Source organism: Methylocella silvestris BL2, from assembly GCF_000021745.1.
Lineage (GTDB): Bacteria > Pseudomonadota > Alphaproteobacteria > Rhizobiales > Beijerinckiaceae > Methylocapsa > Methylocapsa silvestris.
Map to the genome: position 1 here is coordinate 930,102 of NC_011666.1, position 15,221 is coordinate 945,322.

Genomic DNA, 15,221 nt, shown 5'->3' on the forward strand with positions numbered 1-15,221 from the left:
CTATTCAAGCCCTTCGCTCGACACGATCTCGACGCCAAAGCCCGAGAGGCCGACATAGGTCATCGGGCGCGAGGTGCGCAGCCTGATCGAGGAAACGCCAAGATCGCGCAGGATCTGCGCGCCGAGGCCGACCTCGCGCCAGGCGTTGGTGCGCAGCGACTCCGAATCGACGGCCGCGTCCCCGGCGATGATCGCTGGAACGCCCGCCGCGCCGTCGCGCAAATAGACGAACACCCCGCGTCCAAGCTTCTTGAAGCAGGCGAAGGTCTTCTTGATGCTGTCTCCGCCGGTGATCACATCGGCGATGATGTCGACTCGGTGCAGCCGCGTCGGCATATCGCGTCCATCGCCGATCTCGCCCTGAACGAAGGCGAAATGCTGCACCTGATCGAAGGGCGTGCGGTAGGCGTATCCGGTCAAGGGGCCGCTCGGCCCCTCGACATGGAAAGAGCCGACCCGCTCCACGAGCTTTTCGCGCGCCTGGCGATAGGCGATGAGATCGGCGACCGAGATCTGCTTTAGCTGATGCGCGCTGGCGAAAGCTGCGATCTGCGGGCCGGCCATGACCGTGCCGTCGTCATTGGCGAGTTCGCAAATGACGCCGACCGGCGGCAGGCCGGCAAGGCGAACGAGATCGACGGCGGCCTCGGTATGGCCGGAGCGCATCAGCACTCCGCCCTCACGGGCGACGAGCGGAAACACATGGCCTGGCCGCACGAAATCCGCCGCCCCCATATTGCCATTGGCGAGCGCGCGCACCGTATTGCTGCGCTGCTCTGCGGAAATGCCGGTCGTCAAGCCATGGCGCACATCGACCGAAACGGTAAAGGCGGTCCCCAGCGGGGCGTCATTGGTCGCCACCATCGGCGCCAGATTGAGCCGCTTCGCCTCTGACGCCGTCAGCGGCGCGCAGACGATGCCGCAGCAATGGCGGATGATGAAGGCCATTTTTTCCGGCGTGCAGAGCGAGGCGGCGCAGACGAGGTCGCCCTCGTTCTCGCGGTCGCCGTCGTCCGTGACGATAACAAGTTCGCCGCGGGCGATGGCCTCGATCGCCGCTGAGACGGATTGGCCCATGGCCATAACCTCCTTCACCTGCCGGATGGCGAGAAAATCATTCGGCGTCACCGCGCCCTGCGTTTCGCGGAGAATCTGCTGCGCGGTCTCGCGTGACACCCAGGCTTCTCCGGAATTGCAGAATTGCGAGATCGCGCCTTTGGACAGGCCCGTTCTGCGCGCGAATTCCGCCTTGCTCACATTTTGCTGCTTAAGCCAGTCGCCGAGTTTCATGCGAAACGGCGTCTCCCGCTTGAGAAGGAGCGTTTAGCTATACTAAACGCTCGCCCCTTTCAAGCGTCGCGTCAGGCCGGAAACGGCCAAGCCGGACCAGACCCGACCTGGCCGCGATGACGCAGGAATTGGTCGGCGAGGACGCAGGCGACCATGGCTTCGCCGACCGGGACAGCCCGGATGCCGACGCAAGGATCGTGTCGCCCCTTGGTGACGATCTCGCTCTCGCGCCCGAAGCGGTCGATGCTCTGGCGCGGCTTCAAAATCGAGGAGGTCGGCTTGACCGCGAAGCGCGCGACGATCGGCTGGCCGGTCGAGATTCCCCCAAGCACGCCGCCAGCATGGTTCGAGAGGAAAATCGGCTTGCCCTCATTGCCGGAGCGCATTTCGTCGGCGTTGTCCTCGCCCGACAATTCAGCAGCGGCGAACCCCTCGCCGATCTCGACGCCCTTGACTGCGTTGATCGACATCAGCGCCGCGGCGATCTCCGAATCGAGCTTGCCGTAGATCGGCGCGCCCCAGCCGGCCGGCGCATTCTCGGCGACGATCTCGATGACCGCCCCGATCGAGGAGCCGGCTTTGCGCACGCCGTCGAGATAGGTTTCGAAGAAACGCGCCGCCGCGGCGTCGGGGCAGAAGAAGGGGTTTTTGTCGACCTCCTCCCAATCCCAATGAGCGCGGTCGATTTTATGCGGCCCCATCTGCACGAGGGCGCCGCGGATCTTGACCGATGCGATGATCTTGCGCGCCACCGCGCCGGCGGCGACGCGGCTCGCCGTCTCGCGCGCGGACGAGCGGCCGCCGCCGCGATAGTCCCTGACGCCATATTTGGCGTCATAGACATAATCCGCGTGGCCCGGACGATAGACGTCCTTGATCGCCTCATAATCCTTGGAACGCTGATCGGTGTTCTCGATCAGGAGCGCGATCGGCGTTCCGGTCGTCACTTGGCCGCCGGTTTGCGCGTCCTCGAAGACGCCCGACAGAATTTTGACCTTGTCCGCCTCCTGCCGCTGCGTCATGAAGCGGTTCTGGCCCGGCCGCCGCCGGTCGAGAAAGATCTGGATGTCATCTTCGACAAGGGGAAGGCCGGGAGGGCAGCCGTCGACGACGCAGCCGATCGCCGGCCCATGGCTCTCGCCAAAGGTCGTCACGCGAAACAGATGGCCGAAACTATTGTGGGACATGGGCGGTGACAGTCGACGCTTTGCTTGAGGACGGTTGGCCCACGCTCACCCCTTCTCGCGCATGAGCCGGCCCTTTTCGCGGTCCCAGTCGCGTTTCTTCTCGGTTTCGCGCTTGTCGTGCAGCTGCTTGCCGCGGGCAAGGGCGATCTCGATCTTGGCCCGGCCGCGATCGTTGAAATAGATTTTGAGCGGCACGATGGTCATGCCTTCGCGCTCGGTCCCCTGGGCTAGCTTGACGATCTCGCTTGCATGCAAGAGCAGCTTGCGCGGACGCTTCGGCTCATGGTTGAACCGGTTCGCCTGGAGATATTCGGGGATCGTCGCATTGATGAGAAAAAGCTCGCCGGAACGCTCCACCGAGGCATAGCTCTCGGCGATCGTCGCCTTGCCGGTGCGCAGCGCCTTCACTTCGGTGCCGGTCAACATAAGGCCGGCCTCGAAGGTCTCGCCGATCTCATAATTGTAGCGCGCCCGACGGTTCTCCGCAGCAACCTTGTAAAGGCTCTCTTTCTTGGGGGCCACTCAGAGCGCCTCGCATGATTTACGCATCGACGAGAACGCCGGCGTGGGCGAGCGCCGCCCGGATGGGCGCGTGGATATGCGCGCTCGCTTTCAGCATCGGCTGGCGCAGTTCCTCGGTGATTTTTCCAAGCGCGGCCAGAGCATATTTCGGTCCGGCGGGATTGGGCTCGAGAAATAGCGCCTGATGCAGAGGGCTGAGCCGGTCGTTGATCTTGAGCGCGCGCGCGAAATCGCCCGAAAGGCAGGCTTCCTGCATCTCGGCGCAGAGCTTTGGCGCGATATTCGAGGTCACCGAAATGCAGCCATGGCCGCCGAGGGCCATGACCGCCACGGCGGTCAGATCCTCGCCCGACAACTGGATGAAATCGGGGCCGAGCGCCTGGCGCTGCTGCGCCGTGCGGGCGAGATTTCCGGTGGCGTCCTTGACCCCGACGATATTCGGCAATTCGTAGAGTCGCTTCAACGTATCGACGCTGACGTCGACCACCGAGCGGGGCGGAATATTATAGACGATGATCGGAATGCCGACCGCGTCGTTGATCGCCTTGTAATGCAGATAAAGGCCCTCCTGTGAGGGCTTGTTGTAATAGGGCGCAACGATCAGCAGCCCGTCGGCGCCGACGCTTTCGGCATAGCGCGACAGTTCGATCGCTTCCCGCGTGTTGTTCGATCCCGCGCCGGCGATGACCGGAACGCGCCCGGCCGCCTCTTTGACGCAGGCGGCGATGACGTCGCGATGTTCGGCGTGGGACAAGGTCGGCGATTCGCCCGTGGTTCCCGCCGGCGACACGCCATGCGTGCCGCTCTCGATCTGCCAGTCGATCAGCGCGCGAAAGGTCGCTTCATCGAATTTGCCGTCCTTGAAGGGGGTGACCAGCGCGGTGATGGAGCCTCTAAAAGCCGGATTCTTAGTCATTTATTCCCTGTCTTCGCCGATCCGCCTGATCGGCGCCTTAATTTGCAGGCTCAGTTTGCAAGCGTGAGTTCGGCTTAAAGCAGCAAGAGACATAAACGCCAATCGCTTTTTCGCAAAGGGCCGGCGCTGAACTAAAGCCGCCAGCCGATACGTGGAATTTTGTCTTTTGTTAACGATGAAGGGTTCAGACTGACCTTCTGGAGCACCAATGAGAGTTGATCGAGAGATGCTGGCGCGGTCCTATGCGGCGCGCTCCGGCGGCGGAAAGACGGTCGGCCCGGCTCTTGCGGGCCTCGGCTTCGGTCCGTCCAAATTCGCCCTCCTCGCCAGCGCGGCCGTGCTCGGCCTCAGCGGAGCTTATCTGCAGCAAAAGGGCCTGCCCGAAAATATTGCGGCGCTCACCGCTCAGATGCGCGCCCTAACTACCTCCGAGCCTCGCTTTATCGCTCCGGCGATCCCCTTCCTCGAGGAAGAGCTCGATCCCGACGACGACGCGGCCTTGCGCGCGGGCCTTGCCCCCACCCCGGAGGCGCCGGCCGCCAATCTCGCTCTCGCCGCCCATGAACTCGGCCTCGATCTGACCGGCCTCAAGGAAGCGCTGTCGTTTTACAAGGCCGGCGCGCTTGCCGCCGGCGACGCCGCCGGCAAGACGGCCAAGGACCCCATCGTCAAGGCCGCAATCGAATGGGTCGCGCTGCGGACCTTTCCGCGCGAATCCGGCTTCGAGCGCCTTCAGGCCTTCATGGCGGCGCATCCGACCTGGCCGGCGCAGGACTGGCTGCGCCGTCGCAGCGAGGAGGCGCTGTTCGGCGACCGCAAGGGCGCAAGCCTGATCAAATCCTATTTTACCAATGTCACGCCACAGACGGCGGCGGGCAAGCTCGCCCTCGCGCGCGTCCTGAAGGACGACGGCAAGACCAAAGAGGCCGCGGCGCTGGTCAAAACCGTCTGGCGCAACTCCGACCTCAATTCGACGCTCGAATCCCGCACGAAGGCCGATTTTGGCGCCTTTCTCGACAAGTCCGACCATAAATATCGCGCCGACCGTTTTCTCTATAAGGAGCAGGTCGCCAACGCCATGCGCGCCGCCGCGCTCGCGGGCCCCGACGTCGTCGCGCTCGCCAAGGCGCGCGCAGCGGTCATCGCCGAGGCTCCCAGCGACAAGGCGCTCGCCGCCGTCCCGGCGCCGCTGCGCGTCGACGCCGGCTATAAATTCGCGATGATCCAGAAGCTGCGCCGCGCCGACAAGATCGCGGAGGCGGCCGCCATCATGATGGCTGCGCCGCGCGATCCCGCCGTGATTGTCGATGGCGACGAATGGTGGGTGGAGCGGCGCCTGCTCGCGCGCAAGCTGCTCGATCAGGGCGACGCCAGCACCGCCTATAAGATCTGCGACGAACATGCGGCCGCCTCGCGCGAGATGCAGATCGAAGCCGAGTTTCACGCCGGCTGGATCGCTTTGCGCTTTTTAAACGACCCGGTCCGCGCCGCCGCGCATTTCGACACGCTGATAGGTTTGGCGCAGACCCCGATGTCGCAGGCGCGCGCCGCCTATTGGCGCGCCCGCGCCGCCGAGGCGTCCAGCGCGCCGGACGCAGCCGCAACGGCCGAGGCCTTCTATCAGCGCGCGGCCGCCCATTCCGCGAGCTATTACGGTCAGCTCGCACGCGACAAGCTCGGCCTGAAGCCGGCCCTCATTCGCATGCCGGAACAGGAAGTCCGGGGCGAGGCGCGCAATGAATCGGTCAAGGTTCTGGAGCTGCTTTACGCCATCGGCGAAAAGAGCCTCGCCAACCCGCTTGCGGTCGAGGCCGCGCGCAATCTCGAAGATCCCGCTCAGGTGGCGGCGCTCGCAACCGTCGTCGCGCGCCAGCGCGACGCCAATATTTCGCTGACCGTCGGCAAGACCGCGAGCCAGCGCGGCGTCGCGCTCGACGACCTCGCTTTTCCGGCCTATGGCGTGCCCGCCTATCAGCCGCTGCGCAATTCGGCCGACCCCTCGATCGTCTATTCGATCGCGCGGCAGGAGAGCGCCTTCAATACGACCGCCGTCTCGACCGCGGGCGCAAAGGGCCTGATGCAGATGATCGCGGCGACAGCCCGCACGACAGCCCAGCGCGCCGGCGTCGCCTTCGACGAGGCGCGCCTCACGGCGGACGCGGCCTTCAACGCGCAGCTGGGCGCGGCGCACCTTGGGGACCTTCTGGCCGCAAGCCGCGGCTCGTATATTCTGACCTTCGCCGCCTATAACGCTGGCGGCGGCCGGGTCAAGCAATGGCTCGACGCCTATGGCGATCCGCGCAAACCGGGCGTCGATCCGATCGACTGGGTCGAGCGCATTCCTTTCACGGAAACCCGCAACTACGTGCAGCGCGTTCTCGAAAATGCGACAGTCTACCGCGCCCGCTTCGCCGCCTCGGCTCCCGTGCAGAAAGCCGACGCGACACCCTGACGGCGGGCTTTGATGATTGCTATTGGTCCCTGCCCTCGGCGCGCGCGATCACAGCCTCGATCTCGACCAGCAAAAGCGCCGGCGCATAGGGTTTTGGCACGAAACGATCCGTCTTCGGCAGCGCGTCCGGCCCGAAAACGCGCCGCCCCGACGTCAGCACGACTCCGATCCTCGGCCAGCGATCATGGATGCGCGAGGCGAGCGCGACGCCGTCAATCGAACCCGGCATCTCGACGTCGGTAAAAACGGCCGCGACGTCGGAGCGCAGCGCCAGGACGCGCAAAGCCTCGTCGGCATTGGCGGCTTCGATCACGGCAAATCCCGCATCCTCAAGCACATCCGCACCCAACATGCGGATAAAGGGCTCGTCTTCGACGACGAGAACGACGGGCTGGGGCTGGCGACGCTGTTGCATATGCGCCCAACACCGCGACAATCCACTGGTTCCAAAGCACTAGATTTTAGGTAAAGGCCTGATTACCAGAGGCCGGCGCGCCCGCCCGGCGCAAGGCCATTCCCGGTCGCCGCGCTATGGCGTCGGAGGCGTGAAGCTTGCGGCTGCGACGCGATTTTTTTCGCCAAACTTGCCGACTGTGCGATAAGAAAATGCCGTGTAACAAAGGGATAGAGCGTTTCACCGACCGATAATTGTGAAGCCGCTCTGGCATGACGCCGGAAAGTTGCAGACTTTCGGACCGGGATCATGCTCTAGATATTGGGAATCACGCGTCCGAATTTTGGATGGATTCAATCCAAGATCGTCGTGATCTAGCGAGGAACGCATGGCGTCGCCCGATCTATCGCCCTCCCCCGCCGCGCCGCTTTCCGTTCCCTTCCACGAACGCTTCTTTGCGAGCGACGACGGTTTGAAGCTCTTTCTGCGCGATTACGGATCGGCGCAGGATCCCGGCCTGCCCGTCATGTGCCTTTCGGGCCTGTCGCGCAATTCCGCCGATTTCGGACCGCTTGCGAGCGCCCTGACGGAGGGACTCGCCGGCGGGCGCCGGCGGCGCGTGCTTGCGCTCGACTATCGCGGGCGCGGCCGGTCGGATTATGATCCGGATTATAGGCATTACAGCTTTGCCATTGAGCATAACGACATATTCACCGCCTTGTCCGTCTCGGGCGTCGAGCGCGCCGTCTTCATCGGAACCTCGCGCGGCGGACTGCACGCCCTGATGCTCGCCACGGCGCATCCGTCCCTGGCCGCGGGGATCGTTCTCAACGACATCGGCCCCGTTCTCGATCGCGCCGGCCTCGCCCGTATTCGCGGCTATATCGGCAAAGTGCCGCCGCCGCAGTCGCTGACTGAAGCCGTGGCCGCGCTGAAGCGAACCATGAGCGCACATTTCACCCTTTCGGACGACGAGTGGGCGGCCTATGCGAAAATCACGTTCACGGATGAGAACGGGTGTTTTTGCCGCCGCTACGATCCCCAGCTCGCCAATGCGATCGACGATCTCGACCCGGACAATCCGCCGCCGCCGCTGTGGGACGCTTTCGATGCGCTGCGGCAAGCGCCACTGATGATTGTGCGCGGCGAAACCTCCGATCTTCTGTCGGAGGAGACGCTGGCGGAGATGGTCCGGCGCCGCCCCTACGCGCAGACCTATACCGCCGCGGGCCAGGGCCATCCGGCGCTGCTTCTGGACCAAGTCTCGATCGGAAGGATCGCCGCCTTCGTCGCTAGCGTCGACGAGCTTGGCTGAAGCCGGGAGGGCCGGCGAAAATTGGCTCGCGCGACAGCTGGACAAGCGCGGGAAAGCTCCTCTATAAGACGCCTCTCGCGGCAGGCGCGCCGCCGCGGCGCCCAGGTAGCTCAGTTGGTAGAGCATGCGACTGAAAATCGCAGTGTCGGTGGTTCGATTCCGCCCCTGGGCACCATTAAATCAAGCATTTGACTAGTACTTACGGCCACTCCGTTTCGACAACGTTTAGGACAACGAGCGACGATTTTCGTTGGTCGCGAGAAAATGCGTTCAGTGTCGCCCGCAGGCTCCAGCCGATCCGGCGGGGTCTGCGCGCCGGCCAAAGCAGCCAGCGCGAAGATGAGGCGGCGCAAGCCGAACGGTCCATGCTGAGGCGCGGCGCCAGATACTTCCCCCTCATTGGGTTTATCGCGGGCATCTTGCTTGGCGTCGCATTCTATTATCATACCGGCTTGCCAACGCTGCGCCCCGATAAGTCGGCGCCGCCCTCTAACTTTGGCTTCGGGCCAGAGTGGAACTGCATCTCGCAAATCAAAGGTGGTCCTATTTGCTCAAGAGGAACGCCGACGAGGTAGAGCGCCTCTTTATTTGCGGTGAGAGATCAACTTGAGCTGAGTCGGGGAAAGAGTTTCCGCGCCGCCCTCGACGCCCGTTGGGAAGGCGTCCTGCGCGCTGAGTGCAGATGAGTTTATCGCAATGGTCGATCCATCGGGGACCTGCCAAAGCGCTGTTTGGGCGTCCGGCGAAGAAAGTCCTACGAAACCTCTGACATTCCTTCGCAGCCGCTCCAGCGCCGCTCCGCCGCGCCGGAACCTTTGCCGCCCGCGTTCGAGTCCGGATCAGGGCTGTGCGACCCGCCATGCGCCATTCAGGAAGCCGTCTCCCGTCGTATCGCCGGGCTTTGTGTCTTTCACCCAGCTGTAGAGAGGCTTGCCGCCATAGGCCCATTGCTTGGAGCCGTCGTCGCGCGTGATGACGGAATATTTGCCGGAAGGTTTGTCGTCCGAGGCGGCCGTAACCGGCGGCCAATTGGCCGCGCAAGGGCCATTGCAGGCGGACTTGCCGTCCGCATCCTTGGCGAAGGTGTAGAGGGTCATGCCGCGCGCGTCGACGAGCGTCGCGCCCTTCGCGGTTTGCCCGACCTTCACCGAATTTTCCGCATAGGCGCAGCTTGTGGCGATCGCTGTCAAAGCCCCGGCGCAAAGCAGGGCGCGTAACATAGAGTTCAGCATTGAGGTCCTCCCGTGGAAAATCCAGCGGCGCAGAAGAGACGATTGCGCGACTGATCTATTCCGCCCGCAGCGCGGCTTTTCTGAATGCCTGATCCAAGAATCAGCCCTTTTGCGCCGGCCCCGCCTCGGAGCCGCCATCGAAACTGCGATAGACGGCTTCCGCGACCGGCAAAAGCTCCTCGCGGCCAGCCGTGGTCGTGACCGCGAAACCGAAGCCATGATCGATCCAGGCGAAGGTGGACGCCTCCCCTTCCTGCCGAAAGCGAAAAGCCGTCTCGGTTCCAGTCGCCGCCTGAACATAGACGGTCAGGCGCCGTCCGCTCGGATCGTCATACATGAGCTGGGCAGCAGCGCCGCCACCGCCAGGAAGTAGACGGCCGCCCATCAGCCGGTAGCCGAACTCTGACAGATCCGGCGCAACCAGCCGGCGCCCGAGGCGCTTCGACAGCCATTGCAGGAGATGCGCCTCATTGGCGGCGCGGACTTCGACAGGATGGGCGACCTCGACGACAAAAGTCCGGTAGGCGGACACAGCGTCCTCTGCGACCGGAGCGACGCCGCCGCCGCCGAACGCCAACCTCGCGCCAGGAGCTTCATGCGCCCTGCCGCCAATCCAGCCGGCGCCGCCGCCGACGAGAAAAATGACCGCAGCCGCAGCCGCGCGACGCAGGACCCCGGCCCGCCGCGCGCGCTGCGCCGCCCGAATGCTGGCGATCCGCAGCCGCAGGGGAATCGGCTCTGCAAATTTGGCCTGCAGGTCCGCGCGCAAACTATCCCTCAGCCGGCGGTCAGTCGCGACTCGCTCCGCGACGTCGGGATACTCGGCGAGATAAGACTCCACCACCCCCCGGCGCTCGGCGCCGAGCCGATCGTCGATAAAGGCCTGCAGATCATCTTCGCCGATGGGCGCATGCGGGCCGCTCATTTTATTCTCCGAAGATATGTCGTTGGCCCGGTCTCCAGCATAGCGCGCAGCTTTTGCCGCGCTCGCGACAAGCGCGACATCACCGTGCCGACCGGGACGCCAAGCGCCCGCGCGGCCTCCTCATAGGAAAGATCCTCGACGCCGATCAAAAGCAGCAATGATTTCTGCTCTTCCGGAAGCTGGTCGAGGGCCGCCAGAGCCTCGCGCGCCTCGAGCCCGCGGTCCTGCCCGGCCGGAGCGCCGACTTCGTGCGCCTCATCGAGCGCAACATGCGGGCCGCGCCGTTTTTGGCCGCGATAGCCGTCGATATAGTGGTTGCGCATGATCGCAAAGAGCCACGCGCGCAAATCGCCGTCGGATCGCCTCAGATACCAGCGCGAGAGGGCCCGCTCGAGACAATCCTGGACCAGATCGTCGGCGGCGTCATGATCGCGAACAAGCGCGAAAGCGTAGCGCCGCAACGCCGGGATATGCTGTTCAATGGCGTCCGTCATCTTACTGGCGACAATTTTCGCGCCCGCCATGGGCCGTCATTGTGGCGCCCCGCAGCACGTCCGAAAGCTACGGATTTTTTGGCCTGACGTCACGCTCCGAAAATCTTGCAATCGATTTCGTTCCCGATTTTAGAGTGATCGATCCAAAGTCTTCGCAATTCCAGCCCGCAGCTGGGCGATCTCGCTTCAAGAGACGCCGCAACTGCCATTCTATTCCATCAATCAAGAATTTCTTTGCCGGACTGCCGTCCAGGGTGAGCGCTGACGCGCTTATCGAGCCGGCTGTCCGCCGACGAAGGGGCGCCTGGCTTCCAATTCTCGCAGATTGATCGTTCTAAAATCGATCCGGAGATAGGCTCTTGCTCATGCCACAATGCTCCATCCGTTTTCGAAAAAGCGCAGCGCCTCGATCATCTCGGTGATAAGAATCTCCGGGGACAACAGCAGCGCGCACAACAGCACGCCGCGTTTTTCGGTCGGCGGCGGCTTTTTCGGTTGCGCCGCATCGACTCGCTGCAACAAAGGATGGAGGGCCTCGGCGATTGCGCGCGCCCCGATCTGTCCGAACATATCGCCATGCCAACCGGGGATGCGATGCAGACTTAGCCGCCCTTTGACATGCTGCGTCCAGCCCATCCCCTTATCCATCCGGGGCGTCAGAATGATCTCGCTTTGCAACAGGGCGACGTCGGACGGCGTCTCCTTGACGCAGTAGCCGCGCCGCGCGGCGTTCAAATGGCGCAGAAACCACTGGTCTTGACCGTCATTGCGCCCGACCGGCTTCTCTTTGAGGATATGCAGCGCGACCGCGAGGTCGAGGATGCGGCTCTTGCGGACCAGCCGGTAGGAGGCAAGGATCTCGCCAAAGCTCATCTCACCCTTGCGCATGTCCCTGAACTGGCGCTGCAGCACATGCCGCCGAAACGCCAACTCCGACAGCAGCCGCCGCGGCCAGGAGAGGTTCGCGACATAGCCGGGCGCCCAACTATCGGCCAGGATGAGGAGCGGCACCTCGTCCCCCTGCTCGCGCAGCTGCCGCGCCGCCTCATAGGCGATGACGCCGGCGACGCAATAGCCGGCAAGAATATAGGGGCCGCGCGGCTGCATCTTGCGCAGGAGCTCGACATATTCCGCCGCAATGTCTTCCAGCGCCCGGTCAGGCGGCGATTGCGGATTGGCAGCGTCGAACAAGGCGACGTTGAAGATCGGCCGCTCCGCTCCGAGCTCGCGGGCGACATTGTAGTAGAGCATCGGATCGTTGATGGCGACGATCGGCGTCTTGTCTCCCAGCGGCTGGATCGTCACCGTGCGCCAATCGTCGAGGCTTGCGAGATAGGCCGCAAAAGCCTTCAACGTCGGCGTCTTGAAAAGGGACGAGACGGGAATCTTGAGGCCAAGCTTGCGGGAAAGGCGCGCGGCGATCCGGGTCGCCAGCATCGAATGGCCGCCGAGATCGAAGAAATTGGTTGAAAGATTAATGTCGTCCCGCTTCAGCACCTCGCGCCAGACGGCACCGGCGATCAGCTCCATTTTGGACCAGGCTGCCGTGGCTGGCAGTTCCGGTTCTGGCGCGGCCGCCGCGCCCGGCCTTGGCAGCGCCTTGCGGTCGACCTTGCCGTTCGGCGTCAGCGGAAACTCTTTCATCAGCACCGCCGCCGAGGGGATCATATGCGGCGGCAATTTTGCGCGCAAAGCCTCGACGATCGCCGCCGCGCATGAGGCGTTGGCGCCTGCCGTCGCCGCAAGCTTCAGATAGGCGACGAGCGGGCGAGCCGGACTATCGTCGAGACGCTCGACGAGCGCGTCGGCAAGGCGCGGATCGGCGCGCAGAACAGCTTCGATCTCGTCCAGCTCGACGCGCTTGCCGTTGATCTTGACCTGCCGATCGGTGCGGCCGAGGAACAGGATCTCGCCATCCGCGCCGCGCCGCGCCATGTCGCCGGTGAGATATAGCCGCCCAGTGAAAGCGCCGGTCGGATCGTCGATGAATTTTTCCGCGGTCAGCTCCGGCCTGTTCAGATAGCCGAGCGCGACGCCGGCGCCAGCGCAGGCAAGTTGACCGGCCTCTCCGTCTGCGACCGGCGTCATATCCGGCCCGAGAATCAGAATTTCGGTGTGGGCGATCGCTCTGCCGATTGGGACGGGGCCGGCGGCCCGGCCTCCGCGCCTCGCCGCGTAGAAGGAGGTAAAAGTCGTATTTTCCGTTGGACCGTAGATGTTCACAATTTCGGTCTGCGGCAATCCGGCCAGCGCTTTTTCAAGATGCGGCGCCGACATGACTTCGCCGCCGACGAGGATGCGCCGCAAGGGCCGCAGCCCTGCGAGCCGTTCGTCCACCAGAAGGTGAAACAGTCCGGTGGTCAAAAACGTCAGCGTCACGCCTTGACGGCTGATGGTTTCACAGATTTCGTCCAGCGTCGGCCGCGGGTCGCAAATGATCGCCACGCGCGCGCCGTTGAGGAGCGCAGACCATATTTCAAAGGTGCTGGCGTCGAAGGCGAGCGGCGCGACATGGAGGATCACCTCATCCGGAGCAAGCGCGGCGTAGTTCTGCCCAATTGCCAGGCGCGCGATGCCACGGTGGGGGATCATCACGCCCTTGGGGCGTCCGGTCGAGCCCGAGGTGTACATGACATAGGCCAGCGAGTCCGGCCCGTTGCAGGATTCGAGCGGCGCGCCGCTCTCGCGCGAGGCGTCATTGAGCAAAGCCTCAAGCGGGGCGAAATGCGCGTCATCCGGCGCAGCGGCGAGGCTGTCGCGGTCGGCGAAGGCGAGCGCCGGCCGGCAATCCTCGACCATGAAGGCAAGATGGTCCTTCGGCGAAGCGGGATCAAACGGAACATAGGCGGCTCCCGCCTTCAAAACGCCGAGCATGACGACGATCGCTTCGATCGATCGCTGCATCAGAAGGCCGACGCGGTCGCCGGGGCGGACGCCAAGCGCTTGCAGCCGCCTCGCGCATTGGGTCGAGCGGCGATCGAGGTCGCGATAGGACAGCGTGCGCATGCCCTCGACGACAGCCGCAGCGGCGCCGGCGGCGGCCGCGCGTTCGGCAAAGAGGATGTCGACCGGCTGGGCCAGCCGATCGACGGGAGACGCGTCGGCGGCCGGAGCAGCTTCAATGGCGGGAAGCGCGAAGGCCGACAGCGGCGCCTCCGGCGTCGCAAAGGCGAACTCAAAGGCGGCGGCGAACCCCGCCAGCAAGTGCTCCACGGTCGATTTGTCGAACAGCTCAGAATTATATTCGACCGCAATGCGCCAACCGTTCGGCCAATGGGCCATAAAGAAATTGAGATCATAAAGCGCGCCGGTCGACGCGGAAGGGTGGCCCGTCAGATAAAAATCGCCATAGCGAGTGCGGTGGACGACATCGCGGAACACCGTGAAATTGACCGAGGCCAGCGCCGGGCGGGTTTGATCGCGGGTTGGATTCAGGATCTCGACAAGCTTGTGGAACGGCGTCTTCGAATGATGCAGTGCGTCCTGAACGGTATCGTTCACGCGGGCAAGCCACCGCTCGAAGGATGGATCGTCGTCCGCGACGAAACGCAGAACGAGATTATTGACGAAGGGGCCTATCAAATTCTCGAGGTCGACATCGTCGCGGCCGACGCTCTGCGTCGCCAACAGGATTTCCGATTTTCCGGTGTAGCGGCGAAGCAGAAGCGTAATGACGGCGCAGCCGAATACAAAGAGCGTGACTTTCCGCGTGCGGCCGATTCCGCCGATCTTTTCCCCAAGCGCCGCCGGCAGAAGGATCGCGGCGATCTCCCCTCCCCGCGCCTTCGCGGCGCTGCGATCGCGATCGGCGGGAACCTCGAAATAGGCGGCTCCCGAGAGCTGGCGGCGCCAATAGTCGAGCGAGGCCTCGAAAACGCCAGCGGCGGCGCAGGCGGCCTCCCAGCGGCAATAATCGCCATATTGCAACGGCAACTCGGGCAGGACGGCGGGTCGGCCGCTGTCGATCGCTTCGGCGAAGGCGCCGAATTCGCGCGCGATGATGCTGATCGACCAGCCGTCGAAGACAAGATGATGCACGGTCAGCGCGAGAAAAGCGTGATCCGGCGCGAGCTGCAGCAGCGTCGCCCGGATCAGCGGCAGTGTCTCGATGTCGAAGGATGCGCGGGCCTCGGCCCGCACCAGCGCCATGGCCTCGTCGATCCGGCGAGCCTGCGGGACCGCCGTCAAATCGACGACGCCCAATTGAAAGTCGAAGTGGGGGGCGACGATTTGAAATGGCTCGCCGTCTTCGTCGATGAAGCGGGTGCGCAGAATTTCGTGACGATCGATGATGGCCTGAAAGGCGCGCTCGATCGTAGCGGCGCCGATGCGGCCTTCGAGCTCCCACCGCAGCGCGATATTGGACGCCGGGTTGCCGGGCTCCAGGGCATCCATAAACCAGAATGGCTGTTGCACCGACGAGCAGGAGAAAACAAGCTCGCCGGAGGCAAGGTGAGGCTGAACGGGCTGACGCTTGTCGACTGAAGTCATAGT

11 protein-coding genes and 1 tRNA gene are annotated in these 15,221 nt (G+C 64.0%); 3 read left to right on the plus strand and 9 right to left on the minus strand.

Annotation, left to right across the window (positions count from 1 at the left end):
• The 4 genes from ribB to dapA form a co-directional block, all read right to left on the minus strand.
• Positions 1-1,290 carry a 3,4-dihydroxy-2-butanone-4-phosphate synthase gene (gene ribB, locus MSIL_RS04355; RefSeq protein WP_012589885.1) on the minus strand — a complete coding sequence of 430 codons (1,290 nt, stop codon included), beginning with the start codon at positions 1,288-1,290 and terminating at the stop codon, positions 1-3.
• Between the two features lie 71 nt (positions 1,291-1,361).
• On the minus strand, positions 1,362-2,477 hold the full coding sequence (gene aroC / locus MSIL_RS04360; protein WP_012589886.1) for a chorismate synthase: 1,116 nt from the start codon (positions 2,475-2,477) through the stop codon (positions 1,362-1,364).
• Between the two features lie 45 nt (positions 2,478-2,522).
• Positions 2,523-2,999, minus strand: a complete 477-nt coding sequence (gene smpB / locus MSIL_RS04365) for an SsrA-binding protein SmpB (RefSeq protein WP_012589887.1) — start codon at positions 2,997-2,999, stop codon at positions 2,523-2,525.
• A 19-nt stretch (positions 3,000-3,018) separates the two neighbouring features.
• Positions 3,019-3,915: a 4-hydroxy-tetrahydrodipicolinate synthase gene (gene dapA, locus MSIL_RS04370; RefSeq protein ID WP_012589888.1), complete on the minus strand. Its 897-nt coding sequence runs from the start codon at positions 3,913-3,915 to the stop codon at positions 3,019-3,021.
• Positions 3,916-4,123: 208 nt separating this feature from the next.
• Between dapA and MSIL_RS04375 the strand changes: the two genes are divergently transcribed.
• On the plus strand, positions 4,124-6,367 hold the full coding sequence (locus tag MSIL_RS04375) for a lytic transglycosylase domain-containing protein (RefSeq protein WP_012589889.1): 2,244 nt from the start codon (positions 4,124-4,126) through the stop codon (positions 6,365-6,367).
• Positions 6,368-6,386: 19 nt separating this feature from the next.
• Here MSIL_RS04375 and MSIL_RS04380 read toward each other — a convergent pair whose 3' ends face one another.
• The gene (locus tag MSIL_RS04380; RefSeq protein ID WP_012589890.1) at positions 6,387-6,782 is read right to left on the minus strand and encodes a response regulator; all 396 of its coding nucleotides are present in this window, start codon (positions 6,780-6,782) and stop codon (positions 6,387-6,389) included.
• A 367-nt stretch (positions 6,783-7,149) separates the two neighbouring features.
• Between MSIL_RS04380 and MSIL_RS04385 the strand changes: the two genes are divergently transcribed.
• Together MSIL_RS04385 and MSIL_RS04390 are read left to right on the plus strand one after the other, a co-directional pair.
• Positions 7,150-8,076: an alpha/beta fold hydrolase gene (locus MSIL_RS04385; protein ID WP_012589891.1), complete on the plus strand. Its 927-nt coding sequence runs from the start codon at positions 7,150-7,152 to the stop codon at positions 8,074-8,076.
• Between the two features lie 99 nt (positions 8,077-8,175).
• Positions 8,176-8,251 (plus strand) — tRNA-Phe (locus MSIL_RS04390).
• Positions 8,252-8,915: 664 nt separating this feature from the next.
• On the opposite strand, the gene MSIL_RS04395 is transcribed toward MSIL_RS04390, so the two are convergent.
• The 4 genes from MSIL_RS04395 to MSIL_RS04410 form a co-directional block, all read right to left on the minus strand.
• The gene (locus tag MSIL_RS04395) at positions 8,916-9,308 is read right to left on the minus strand and encodes a COG4315 family predicted lipoprotein (protein WP_012589892.1); all 393 of its coding nucleotides are present in this window, start codon (positions 9,306-9,308) and stop codon (positions 8,916-8,918) included.
• 100 nt (positions 9,309-9,408) lie between these two features.
• Entirely contained in the window at positions 9,409-10,233 is an 825-nt protein-coding gene (locus MSIL_RS04400) for an anti-sigma factor family protein (RefSeq protein ID WP_012589893.1), read from the minus strand.
• On the minus strand, positions 10,230-10,757 hold the full coding sequence (locus MSIL_RS04405) for an RNA polymerase sigma factor (protein WP_012589894.1): 528 nt from the start codon (positions 10,755-10,757) through the stop codon (positions 10,230-10,232). Before MSIL_RS04405 ends, MSIL_RS04400 begins: the two co-directional genes overlap by 4 nt.
• 333 nt (positions 10,758-11,090) lie before the next feature.
• Positions 11,091-15,218: a non-ribosomal peptide synthetase gene (locus MSIL_RS04410; RefSeq protein ID WP_012589895.1), complete on the minus strand. Its 4,128-nt coding sequence runs from the start codon at positions 15,216-15,218 to the stop codon at positions 11,091-11,093.
• Between the last annotated feature and the right edge of the window lie 3 nt (positions 15,219-15,221).